We start from the raw sequence: 13276 nt of genomic DNA on the forward strand, positions 1-13276 counted from the left end.
CAACAGTCAGCGCGTCACCACGCTGACCGAACGGCTCGACCGTCTGCGTGGACGCTGGCGTGAGCTGCGGGCGCAGGAGAACCAGCTGCACAACGAGCTGCACGCCTGGGGCATCAACCCGGAGGCCGTCCCCAAACAGGCGGTGCGCGAGGTGGCCGCCGCGCAGCCGGCCTGGCGGGAGCATCCCGCAACGGAGCGGCAACTGCGCACCATCGAGCGTCTGGCAGCGGAGGCGAACGTGCCGTTCGTCCTCGACGACGGCATCACCAAAGGTCAAGCGCACGATCTGATCGCGGCGATGCTGGCCGGCAACCTGCCGAACGCCCAGTTCACCGACCGTCCCGCAGGGCCGATGTTCATCCCGGCCGCGACACCGGCCGAGCCGGCCACACCACCTGCCCCGGCCGCTGCCGAGGCATCTCAGGGCGAAGAACCGCAGGCCGAGCAGCCTCAGCAGCCGCGGCCGCGGATCGACCCCCTGGCCGAAGTCGAGCGCCGGTTGCTCGAACGCCTCGCCGAACCGGACACCGAGGCCGACGCTGCCGCCAACCCGCAGGTCAACACCGCAGCGCAGTTCCTGGCGTGGGCCGACGGGCATTTCACGGTCAAGGCCCAGGTCGCCCTCGCGGATCTGATGGCCGATCGCGACTCGCTGACCGACGAGCAGTTCCTGGTGTGCCGAGTGATGCTGTCCGACCCGAAACGCTGGGGCGAGCTCGGGCACCGCGCTGCCGAGGCGTACTGGCAGGCCCGCACCGGCGAGCCGACACAGCATCCGGTCACCACCGAGGTCGCCGACGCGATCGTCGAGGCCCGCGCCGACGTCGAGCGTCCGTTCACCGAGGACTTCCTCGACACCACCCAGGCTGTACTCGACACCCAGGAGCCGGCCGAACCGGCCACCGCCGAGCAGCGCGGCGAGCACGTCGCCGCAGTGCAGGACGGGATCGACCACGCCGCCACGGTCGAGGCCGATCAGTGGTGGGACAGGGGCCGCGCCGCCTACGACCCGGCCGATCCGCTGACGCTGCCGCAGCCGGACACCGATCCGAAGGTCGCCGCCGCGATCAGCAAGGTGCGCAGCCGCACGGGTCGCGATGAGATCCGCCACCAGTGGTTCGCCGGTGTCGAGCAGGCACGTCGCGAGGCCACTGCTGGCGAACGGCAGGCTCTGATCGCCGAGGTCGCCGTCGATCCGCGGCTGATCGCCCAGGTCGAAGGCCGGCGCCCGGACTACTTGCCGGCCGTGACCCGTTCCGAGGTCAAGAGCCTGATCGCCGAGGCCGCCCGCGAAGCGCCCCCGCTGCGCCAGGCCGCAGCGAAGGTACTGCTCGAGCACCGGTTGCCGGACGAGCTGTATGAGCGGGCCTACGCCGAATGGGAACGTGTGCACGGTCCCGAGCTGACCTGGGATCAAGGCACCGCCGCGCAGTGGACGGCGTGGATGACCATGCACGCCCGACGGGACCCGCTGCTCGGATCGTGGGTCGGGCTGCCGATGTACCCGCGCACCCCGATCATCGAGATCGGTATCGAGACCGCCTTCGAGGTCATGGCCGAAGAGCGCCCCGATCTGATCGCCGCCACCGCGGACATTCCCACCGAGCGTCTGGCTGCGGAGATGCGCGGGAACATCATCCCGAACCTGCCCGCACCCGACCCGTCGGAGCTGTCCGCCCAGTTCCAGGACGGGGCGGCCTACTGCGCCCTGACGTTGAAGGACCATCCGAACAGCAAGGTCGCCTACTTCCCGATGCGGGGCTGGGACTACACCCTCGGCGGCGAGAGCAGCTCCGTAACCTGCGGCCGCAACGCCCGGGCGGCAATCGGTGCGCTGCTCGAAGCCCGCAACATCGCGCTCCCGGAGTGGATCGAGCGGGCCTACCGGCCCTACGCCCAGGCCCGCGCCACCGTGCTGACCAGGGCGATCGCCTACGCCCGCAACAACGAGTTCTACCACGCTGCCGCCAGTGCGGACCTGCTGTGGCGCTACAGCCAATCCGGTTCCGCGGTTGCCGACCACGCACTCATCAAGGATGTGCGGCGCGGCATCATCGACCAGCTGCGCAGCGACTTCCCGGCCGAAACCGCCCTGCTCGACCGCTACGGCATCGACCTGGCCTGGACCCTTCAACACGATGTGGACCCGAAGGTTCTGCGCGAGCTTCGGGCAGCCGGGGACGACCTCTACAGCCTCACCCCGGCCGATCTGACCTTCGCCGGGGCCGGAGATGTGGTCATCGGCGACCCGGACGGCCGGCACGTGACGATCCGCTTGGGGCGGACACCGGGCAGCAAAGAACGCATCACCACCGTCGACGGCCGGCCCCGACCCGAGCTGACCCTGCGGGACGCGATCGCCGAAGCCCGCACCGTGCTCGCCGCCGAACACGACGGCGAGCAGCTCGACCCGCAGAACACCGCCGAGATCGGCCCACAGGCCGAGGCCGATGTCGACGCGGGAGCAGAACCGCAGCGCGAGGAGGCCGAACCGCCGTCCCCCCGAGTCGTAGCGCCTGCGATCGACGACGCAGGCGCGGTGATCTTCGACGAGGTCGACCCCGCTCCCACCGAGCCGTCGACCCCGACCGTCACCGACCCTGCCCTCGAGACGTCCGCAACCTCGTGGGTGCTCACCGAACACCTGATGGTCGGCCACGCCAGGCCGATCACCGATCCGGCCCCCGAGCCGGTTCTGGAGCAGGAAGAACCTGCCGCGCCCGCCGCGACCCCTCCGGCGGCGACCGTCGAGCCGGAGGCTGCCGCCTCGACCGATGAGGCGGCGCCCAGGACCCCGGCTGTGGACACCGACGAGCTGGTTGTTCCCGAGACCGAGTACGGCGAGCCGCTGTCGAGTCCCCTGTGGCGGGACAAGCGCCAGCTGGTGCGCGTCCGTAAGAAATCCGGCGCACACATCTGGGTTTCCCGCACCGCCGCCGCCAAGTACACCGCCGCAGCCAGCAGCGAGCTACCGGCCACCGCGGCCGCGGACCAGCCGACCGCGCCCGAGATGGTCGCGGAGACCGGCCTCGAGGAAAGCGCGCCGGCCGCCGAACACGGTGCCGACGCCGCGGTGGCCCGCCCTGCCGCCCCAGCCGCGGCGGTGCAGGACTTCGCCCTCGGAACCGAGGTGCTCGTCCCCAGCGGGGCGAAGGCCCGGGCACGGGCGAACATCGCCGCTCTGCGTCTGGTGCAGCACCTCGACCAGCAGCAGCGACCGGCCACCGCCGACGAGCAGGCGGTGCTGGCGCAGTGGTCCGGCTGGGGAGCGATCCCGGAGATCTTCGACAACCGAGCGAAGATCCTCGCGCAGTGGGGTAACGAGCACGCCGAGCTGCTGGACCTGCTCGGGGACAAGGGCTTCGCCCAGGCCCGTCAGACCACCCTGAACGCGCACTACACCGACCCCGCGGTGGTGGCGGAGCTGTGGCGGGCGGTGGCGCGGGCCGGGTTGCCCGACGGCGCCGTGGTGCTCGAGCCGGGCTGCGGGGCCGGCCACTTCGTCGGCACCGCACCGGAGTCGGTGCGCATGGTCGGCGTCGAGATCGAGCCGATCAGCGCGAAAATCGCACACTACCTGTATCCCTCGCAGCAGATCCGCAACCACGGCTTCGAGCGCAACTTCGCCCCCGAGAACACCTTCACCGGGGCGATCGGCAACGTACCGTTCGGCAAGTTCGCGCCCGTCGACCCGATCCACAACGCAGACGGTCTGTCCATCCACAACCACTTCATCGCCAAATCACTGGCGTTGACCGCTCCCGGTGGCTACGTCGCGGTGGTCACCTCGATGTTCACCTCCGATGCCCGCCGCGCCGAAGAACGCGCCGCGATCGTCGCCAAGGGGGATCTAATCGGGGCGGTACGCCTGCCCACCGGGGCATTCGACCGGCAGGCCGGCACCGACGTGGTCACCGACGTGCTGGTATTCCGCCGCCGCGACGACGGCGCCACCCCCACCGAGGACACCCTCGAATGGGCACAGCCCGCCGTCCAGGTCGAACCGATCGACGCCAAGACCGGCGAAGCCGCCCACACCTGGATCAACCCATACTTCAAGAAGTACCCGCAGCGGGTGCTGGGCACCCTGACGGTCGGGGGCGGCATGTACGCCGGATCGTCGCTGCGCGTTGCCCCCACCACCACAAAGCCGCTGGCGACGCAGCTGCGCGAGCAGCTCGACCCGATCATCGACCACGCCGTCGATCGCGGACTCGGATTCACCGCCCCGGCCCCCGCTCCGGCGCAGGTCGAAGCGTTCACCACGCCGGGGCTGCGCACCGGCGCCGACCTCGATTCCCACGAGGTGCTGCCCGGTGCGATGCGCTTCAACGAGACCGAGGACCGCTTCGAGCAGTTCACCCTCGGTCGCGGCTGGGCCGAGGTCGGCTGCCGCGGCAAGGACCTGGCCGAGCAGTGGAAGGTCATCACCGGTCTCGGTGAGACGGTGATGGAGCTGGCCGAGGCCAGCCGCTCGCGCACCGCCACCGTCGCCGACCGCGACGTCATCCGCGCCCGCCTCGGTGGCCTCTACGACCGCTACGTGGGCACGTGGGGGCCGCTGAACCGCTTCAAGCTCACCGAACCGACCCCGCTGTCGGAAGACAAGATCGCCGCCCGCCTCGACAAGGCGATCGCCGAGTGGCGGATCAAGACCGGTCGCGAGGAGGCCCTCGCCGACGGGCTGGATCCGAAGGATGCCGGCCCCTACACCGGGTCGATCCCCGACGAGGTGTACGAGGAGCTGTACGAGAAGGCGTCCGAGCAGCCGCAACCGCGCCGCTATTCCGCGCATCTGCAAGGCGCGATCGCCCGGGATCCACGCCTGGGCATGGTGCTGGCCATCGAGAACTTCCAGTCGAAGTTCGACGGCAGCGACGCAGTGGCGACCAAGACGGCGATCTTCACCGAGGACACCACCCCGTTCAAGGACAAGGCCGCCAGCGCCGCCGATGTCGACGAAGCGCTGGCGATCAGCTTCGACGAGCTCGGGCACATCTCGCCGCAGCGAGTCGCCGAGCTGCTGAAGATGTCCGTCGAGGACGCGCTCGAGCAGGCTCAGGGGAAGATCTATCCGTCCCTGCACGACGCCGACCGGTGGGAATTGGCCACCGTGGCCCTGTCCGGGCAGGTGCGAGACAAGCTGGCGCGGGCGACGATCAAAGCCGGCGACGATCCTCGCTACGCGCCGCTGGTGGAGGCACTGGCAGAGGTGGTGCCGCCGGATGTGGATCCCGCCGAGATCGGGGTGCGCATCGGCGCGACCTGGGTGCCGATCGAGGACTACCGCGCGTTTCTGGTCGAGGAGTTCGGGCTGCGCCCGGACCGGCTGACCGTCGAACACGATCAGGTCAGCGGAAACTGGCAGATCAAAACCGACCAGAAAAGCCGCCACGAATTCTCCGGTGGCTACCCGGACAAGTACGGCAGTGCCCGGCTGCCGGGCGTGAAGATGGTCGAGCTGCTCGCCAACAACAAACCGGTCCAGGTCAACAAGACCGGCGACGAGCTCGAACGCTCCCCGAAGCCGCGGTTCCACGTCAAGCTCACCGAGCAGGCACAAGCCTCGGCCGCAGCCCTGCAGGAGCGGTTCGAAAAATGGCTGTGGGAGGACGGCGACCGCTATGTGCGCCTGGCCCGCATCTTCAACGAGCGCTACAACTCCTACGTCAAGCCGGTCCACGACGCGACCGGCAAGGCGTTTCCCGGCATGAACCCGAAGTACACGCCGTACGACTACCAGGCCGCCGCCGTGACACGGTTCCTGCACGACGAGACGATCCTGCTCGACCACGTCGTCGGGGCCGGCAAGACCCTGACGATCACCGCCTCGTGCATGGAAGCCAAACGGCTCGGGCAGATCCGCCAGCCGTGGATCGTGGTGCCCAATCACCTGCTCGGACAGTGGTCGGTCGAGGCCCGCGACGCCTATCCGAACGCGAACATCCTCGTCGCCGCCGACCTGGACGGGCGCGATGACCGGCAACGCTTCGTCGGGCAGAGCGCCGTCGGGGACTGGGACCTGGTGATCGTGCCGCAGTCGGTGTTCAGTCGCATCGCCATGCGCCGCGAAGCGCAGATCGAGTACCTCGAAAGCGAACTCGGTGAGCTGCGCGACGCCCTCGACGCCGCCAACAGCCAAGGCGCGGAGTTCACGGTCAAGCAGATCGAGCAGGCGATCAAGAACGCCGAGGCCAGGGTCGAGAAGATCATCGCGGCCAAGGCCACCGACGAAGGACTGACCTTCGAACAGTCCGGGGCCGACTTCCTGTTCATCGACGAGGCCCACGACTACAAGAACCTCACACGCCCGTCCAACAGCGCCGATCTGGCGGTCACCAACGGCTCCCAGCGAGCCACCGACCTGGAGATGAAGGCCAAGTACCTGCGGGAGAAGGCCCGCGCCCTGGGCGCCGAGCAGGGGATGGCGCACGCGCCGGCCAAGGCGATCGCCTTCGCCACCGGCACTCCGATCAGCAATTCGCTGTCGGAAATCTGGGTGATGACCAAGTACCTGCGCCCGGACCTGCTGCACGAGGCCGGCCTGGGACGGATCGACAACTGGGCGGGTACCTTCGCCAAGCCGGTGTCGGTGCCGGAGATGAACACCACCGCCACCCGCATTCAGATGAAAACCCGCATGGCCGAATACGCCAACGTCCCGCAATTGGTGGCGATGCTCGACCAGTTCCGGGACGTGGTGACCTCCGATCGGATCCCGGTGCGCCTGCCCGTCCTCGACGGCGGAGCCCCGAAGATCGTGGAGTTCGACATGGGCCAGGACTCGATCGACGCGATGGCCGACCTCGATGTGCGCATGTCCCAGATCCAGGGCGATCGGATGGATCTGGACAACAGCCTCAAGATCGCCACCGACGGGCGGAATCTGACGATGTATCCGTCATTGGCGAACCTGGGTGCACCGGATCCGCAGCACAGCCGGGTCGAGCATGCCGCCGACCTGATCTGGCAGGTCCACCGCGACCACGCCGACCTGCGCATCCCGGCCGACAAGTACGGCCCCGAGATGACCGGGGTGTTCCAGCTGGTGTTCTGCGACCGCGGCACCCCCAAGGCCGGAGCCGGCCCCAAGGCCCGCAATCTCTACACCGAACTACGCGACGCCCTGGTGGCCCGAGGCATGAAACGGGAAGAGATCGCGTTCATGCACGACTACGACAACCCCAAGGCCAAGGCCCGCCTGGTGCAAGCCTGCGCCGACGGGCGGATCCGGGTGCTGCTCACCTCCACCAAGAAGGGCGGCACCGGCCTGAACGTCCAACGGGCACTCAAGCAGATGATCAACCTCGACCCGGCGTGGACGGCCGCGGACATGGAACAACGCCTCGGCCGCATCATCCGCCAGGGCAACGTCCACGAGACCGTCAGCGTGGTCAACATGGTCGCCCGCCGCTCCTACGACGCGATGATGTACCAGTACGTCGCCCGCAAATCGAACTTCGTGGCGATGATCCGCAAGGCCGATGTGCCGCCCACCATGGAAGACCTCGGTGGAGATCTGACCGTCTCGTGGGCGCAGAGCAAGGCCGCAGCCACAGGTGATCCGGTGTTCGTCGAGCAGGTCGAAGCCGACCAGAAGGTCGCCGAACTCGAAGCCCGCCGCGATGCGGTGCGGGGCGCCAACGCGGCCCGCAATGCTGCGATCCGGGCACTGAGCCGGTCGATCACCGCCGACGAGAAGCGACTGCCCGAGGTCCGTGAGGTCGCCGGCAAGCTCGCAGCCTGGAGCGGCATCGAAGACCGTGCCCAGCGCACGTGGGCGTTCCCCGACAAGGCGATCCCCGACTCGCAGACGGCGGAGCTGGCCGATGCCCTGCGAGGGTCGTTGATCCGGCTCAAAGACGAGGTGACCCGCAGCAACGACGAGCAGGTTTTCGGTGTCATCGGCGGGGTGCCGCTGAGCCTGGGCTACAGCCAGACCCTCGGCCAGTTCTCCGTCACCGTCGGTGAGGAAACCGCCTGGTACGAGCGGGATCGGTTCTTCAACGTCCTCGAACGCTCCACCGGCGCCCAGGGAATGTTGTCCACGATCCGCAAGATCGCCGATCGCGCCGACCGGCACATCACCACCATCGAGTCGCGGATCGAACACAACCGTCGCCGACTCGCCGAGGCCGAGGCCGAGCCGGAACTCGACTTCACCGACACGGCCGAACTCGAGGCCGCGAAGCTGCGGGCTGAGGAACTGCGGCTCGAAGTCAACGCCCGCGAGAACTCCCCCGAGGCGTTGCGCCGAGTCCGCGAAGACCAGCAGCGCCGGGCTGCGGACGGGCAGTACCCGCAGTGGACTCTGGATCTGAACCCGACCGATGCGTGGGCCGAACACCGGAACATGAGCAAGGCCGAGCTCATCGCCTCGGTGCCCGAGCGCATGGCCGCAGCCCGGCAAGCATGGCTCGACGGCGCCGAGATGCGCGAGGCGAACCGCAAGGCCGATCCGTGGGTGGCCCTCGACGACACCGAAGCGATCTGGCAGTACGGCTTCGACTCGGGCAGCGGCCGGCCCGGTGCGCGAGTGCGCTGGGACGAGCGGCAATGGCACCTCGAAGCCTGGGACGGTAACGGCGGCATCGACCGCGAGGCCGTGAACACCCGCGGCGAAGCCTTCAGCATCGCCACCCGAGCGGTCGAGAAGTTCGCCGCCGAGCAGAACATCGGCCGTGAAGCGATCCACCAGGTCGGCATCGAACGCCGCGAACGTCTCACCACCACGACGGAAACCACAACACTTGCCGACACGGCAATCGGAGTTGACGACCAAATAGTGGTGGGTGACGAAACGGACACCGATGCTGTCGTCGAGCCGACCGAGACGGTGATCGACCCGGACGAGGCGATCGTGGACCCGACCGAGACGGTGGCGCTCGCCGAGGACACCTTCGTGCTCGACGAGATGCTCGAGAAGGGACTGCGGGCAGCCGGCGACCTGCGCCCGCTACGTCCGATCGATCCGCGCCGCACCGGGCCGGACCAGCCGCAGTACACCGATCCGATGCGCCGGTACGAAGCCGGATGCGACGGCGGATACGAAGACGGTCGCGCCGTCTGACCTCGCCTTTAGGCTCGACATCACCGGTGGGGCAGAACCGGCCCCAAGGCTCTGCCCCACCGCCACCACCGACCAAGGGGAATCCGTGACACCACGCAAGACCGAATCCGAAGCTCGCGCCGCCCTCGCCGCAATGGAACCCATCATGGCGATCGAAGGCCGCCAGATGAGCGACGGCGACAAGGAATTATTGGTCGAGCTGATCCGGGGCACCAAAACGGTCGAAGAAGTCACCAAAATCATCGCCCGGGAGGCCGGATACGACATCGACTGATATGACCCCGCGATATTCACCAGAGTGGCTGGACTACTTCATTCCCGAGACGATCGAATGGAACGCGGACGACATGCCCGACCCCAGCCGCGCCGTCCTGAAAAATTTGCTGCTGCGATCGGAAAAGTGGCCCCACGGCATCCCGGACGCCGAGGTCGTGCATCGCGTCGAAGGTGCCGTCAGCTACTCGCGGATGCAAGAACTCGCCGACCGTCCCCTTCCGGGCCGCTACGACCTGGACCACTTCCAGCGCACCCACTACCAGCTGTTTCAGGACATCTACCCTTGGGCCGGGCAACTGCGCACTGCCCCGCAGGACTGGCCGATGGTCAAGTGGGGGCCGGACGTCGCCGCCATCCGCAACGGGCAAAACCGCGTCACCGAAATTCCGCACAAGTATTTCAAGGCCCGCGAAGTCCCCCAAGCCGCTAAAGTCGTTCTCGACCGCATCGCTGTTAAAGACAATTTGCGCGGACTTGCCCGCAGCGACTTCATCGGAGAACTGGCCACAGTGTGGCTGCGGATAAACTTCGTCCATCCATTTCGTGAGGGCAACACCCGTACTCAATTCTCCTTTTTCCGGCAACTGTCCGCCGAGGCCGGCTACAGGCTCGACACCGACCGTTTCCGGGCCGTCAGCAAGGCCGAACTGAAGCAGAACCCGCTGGTTGGGGACCTGCGTGAGCAGTTCGTCTGGGGACGCTTCGAGTACATGCAGACCGGCGACACCCGCCTGACGGGCGAGGTGCTGGACATGGCGATCACCGACGCGGCCGATCCTGATCCCGCCGGCCCGATCATCGACCACGGCGTCGATCTGCGCGCCATCACCGCCGCCATGTCTGCGCACCCACGCTCTGTCCACGACTTCACCGCCAACACCTCCACTCCGGACCCCGTGATTCCACCCGTGGACGCGCCTCGCAGCCGACCCACCCTCGACCTCGACTTCTAGACCGATACGCAGTTGGCGGTTGGCGGTGCCGCAGCATCGCCACCGACACTCGCATCTACGCCATGGTGCATCCACCCCCCGCCGCGCCTGCCGGTCAGGGTTCTGCAGAGGAAAGTGGACCGTCATCGCTGGCCCGCCGTGCATCACCGAGCACCACCCGGAAGTGTTGCAGCGAGCAACAACAGGGTGAAACTGCTGTATACACGCACTATCATGAGAGCGATCCGTGCAGAGGGCGCAGATGGTTCGAGCCGAGGAGGTGGACAGATGAGCGTGGTCACACCGAAGACTGTGCGTCAGCAGCTCGTGCAGTCCGCCGTGCTCGACAAGATCATCACCACCGGTCTGTCGGTCGACACCGAACCGGTGCGCCGCAGCCTGCAAACGATCCGCCGTCAGGTGAACCGGAGCCCACTGATGGAGCGCTACCTGGACCGATGGGACATGATCGTCCGCACCAACGACATCGATGACATCCGCCGGATCGTCGAGACGGACGACGACACCAGCCGGGAAATGCGCAACCTGTCCCCCCTGTCGGTTCTGCTCAGCGATGACGAACGTCGCCGCGTCCTCACCGAATTCGGCACCAGACTCAAAGCTACTGCGCAGCGGTGAACCGGGACGAACTCGGACGGGCGATCAGGGCCGCGTGCGCCAACCTCGACGAACCTCGCGTGATCGTGCTCGGTTCCCAATCGATCCTCGGCAGCTTCGACACCACCGCCCTGCCTCCGGCCGCCTTCCTCTCGCGAGAAGTCGACATCCTGCCCCTGAGTGGGATCACCGATCCACCTGCCGTCGAAGACAAGCTGCTGCTCCTCGATGCCCGACTCGGCGAGGGCTCCCCTTTCCACATGTCCTTCGGCTTCTACGTCGAAGGCATCCACAAAGACGTCGTAGTCCTGCCCCGACACTGGGAACACCGCCTCGTCCACTTCATCGTCGACGACGACACCTCCACCCTCTACGGCCGAACCGGATTGTGCCTGGACCCAGTGGATCTGTGCGTGTCGAAAACGATCGCCGGCCGCGAGAAAGACTACGAATTCGTCGCCGCCCTGGTCGCAGAACAACTCGTGCGAGCCGCCGACATCCGCGCCCGCATCGACAGCGGAATCGAGTGGCCACCGACCTACACCGAGAACAAGGACCTCTCCCTCGATCGAGCGCGGAACTGGCTGAGCAGTCTTGCCGACCCCACCGCGACCCAGGGCGAGGAAAATCCTGCCTCCGATCTCCCGGCGTCGGTGGCCGCCGACATCGCCGCCGCTCTCCTCGGCCATCCCCGCTCGGTCGAGCAGATGCTCAACAGCAAGAACCGAGGCGAGAACCCCTCAACGTCCGCTGCTCCCCCTGACACCGGACCGACCCGAGAAACCGGACCCGACCTCTCTCGGTGAGTGCTGCGCGCACTCGACGACAAGCCTCGAAACGGCTTTCCTCTCGTCGAGCACGCCGAGCACCAAAGAGAGCTCCGTACCGGCAACGACAGGCGAGGTCGACCTCTACTCCCCCGCGTCAGGGCCACCTTCGGTGTCCACCGAATCGAGCTCCGCTGCGCTGCGCCCGGGACAAGAACTCATGGTGTGCCCTTCTGGCCATCCGATTGTGACCGGCGGTCCGCTCCGCGCAACCCCTGGGCGCTCCGCGGCCTGACGGCCCGAAAACTTCCTCCCCCGCTGCGCTCCCCCGGAACTTTTCGTCCCAGGGATTGCACTCCCGCGGCCCTGATGCCGGTCGTCATCTCCCTGCCAGAAGGGCACAAGAACAGCCGGCCCCGGCCGGTGGTTCTTACTTCGAGCGCAGGGAGCGCACCCATGACGTCGCAGAAACCGAGCATCTTTCCGAGCCTGACCACCCGCAGCACCATCATGATCGCCGGAGAACACCAGCAGGTCCGCGTGGACGTGACCAGCGCGCTGACCGCCAGCGCCGCAGTGTTCGTCACCTTCGGAGCCGTGCGCATGGTCTTCACCGACCCGGCCGTGGCCCGCGTGCTGATCACTGTGCTGCGCCGTCCGCAGAGCGGGGGCTACTTGATGGCACTGCCCGAGCACTTCATGCTCAGCCCCGACCGGTTCGCCTCCGACGAGCACCTGGTCACGGTGAACTGGTCGCAGGTTCCCCAGACCAGCGTCGTGCCCGGCGGTGCGTTCTCCCCCGAGCGTCGACGCCACGTGCACTGGGTCGATGTGGAAGCCGGACCCCTGACCTTCCGCTTCTTCGACAAGGCTGGACACAAGGCTTTCGTGGCGGAACTGGCCCGCACCGTCCAAGTCGCCCGATCCGTGCTGCTCCCCGCCGACGAGAAAGCCCTCGCGCTGCACGGACACAACTGAGTAGTTATCCACAGGTGGCCCGGTTCTCCACAGAACCGGGCCACCTGCCCGTCTGCGCTCCGGTCCGCTCGCCGGAACCGGACACACTGACCTCCAGCACAGCACTGACCTTCCACCTTCCAGCCAGGAGAGACCACGACATGCACACCTGGACCGTCACCTGCGATCCGCACCTCGACCACACCGTCGCCACCACCGGCACTGCTGCCACCGAGGTCGACGCCGTTATCGCCGGTGCCACAGCACTGCGCCGACTCATCCGCGCCACCGACAACTACGACCCCGCTCCCTTCCTGAACCTGCTCATCGACGCCCGCCCCCGCATCGGCATCACCATCCCCGCTGAGCACATCGCCGGCGCCCTCGACCGCATCGACGAGTACGAATACACCGCCACCCTCGCCGCCGCAGTCGACGACAGCATCCTCAGCCGCCTCGACACCGAGACCAGAGAAGACACCCATCTCGGCGAGTGACGACACGTGCCCCGGCTACGACACCGGTCCAGAGTTCGACCGACAGATGAAATACCGCATAGAACGGAATGCAAGATTATCCAGAATCACTAGGTCGAATGGCGGCCCACCTGTGTTGCCATCACCGCAGCCGCACTCGTGCTGGTCGCGGTGGCTGCT

The 13276-nt window shown here is 67.5% G+C and carries 7 protein-coding genes; all 7 read left to right on the forward strand.

Translation table 11 applies throughout. From position 1 onward, the window contains the following. Positions 1–22: 22 nt before the first annotated feature. The 7 genes from KXC42_RS26850 (at position 23) to KXC42_RS26880 (ending at position 13117) form a co-directional block, all read left to right on the forward strand. A complete protein-coding gene (locus tag KXC42_RS26850) occupies positions 23–9070 on the forward strand; it encodes a helicase-related protein (RefSeq protein WP_219130725.1) in 9048 nt (3015 codons plus the stop codon). A gap of 85 nt (positions 9071–9155) precedes the next feature. Next, positions 9156–9344 (forward strand): hypothetical protein, encoded by a 189-nt coding sequence (locus tag KXC42_RS26855; RefSeq protein WP_006554218.1) that lies wholly within the window; start codon positions 9156–9158, stop codon positions 9342–9344. 1 nt (position 9345) lies between these two features. Continuing rightward, positions 9346–10299, forward strand: coding sequence for a Fic family protein (locus tag KXC42_RS26860; protein ID WP_219130687.1), 954 nt, complete (start codon positions 9346–9348; stop codon positions 10297–10299). Between the two features lie 267 nt (positions 10300–10566). Further along, positions 10567–10917 (forward strand): hypothetical protein, encoded by a 351-nt coding sequence (locus KXC42_RS26865; protein WP_219130688.1) that lies wholly within the window; start codon positions 10567–10569, stop codon positions 10915–10917. Continuing rightward, a complete protein-coding gene (locus tag KXC42_RS26870; protein WP_219130689.1) occupies positions 10914–11702 on the forward strand; it encodes a hypothetical protein in 789 nt (262 codons plus the stop codon). The genes KXC42_RS26865 and KXC42_RS26870 overlap by 4 nt, the downstream gene beginning before the upstream one ends. Before the next feature lie 417 nt (positions 11703–12119). Then, on the forward strand, positions 12120–12641 hold the full coding sequence (locus KXC42_RS26875; RefSeq protein ID WP_033098730.1) for a hypothetical protein: 522 nt from the start codon (positions 12120–12122) through the stop codon (positions 12639–12641). A gap of 140 nt (positions 12642–12781) precedes the next feature. Further along, positions 12782–13117, forward strand: coding sequence for a hypothetical protein (locus tag KXC42_RS26880; RefSeq protein ID WP_052040200.1), 336 nt, complete (start codon positions 12782–12784; stop codon positions 13115–13117). The last annotated feature ends 159 nt before the right edge of the window (positions 13118–13276 follow it).

It is taken from the genome of Rhodococcus sp. LW-XY12 (assembly GCF_019317345.1).
GTDB classification, from domain to species: domain Bacteria; phylum Actinomycetota; class Actinomycetes; order Mycobacteriales; family Mycobacteriaceae; genus Rhodococcus; species Rhodococcus pyridinivorans.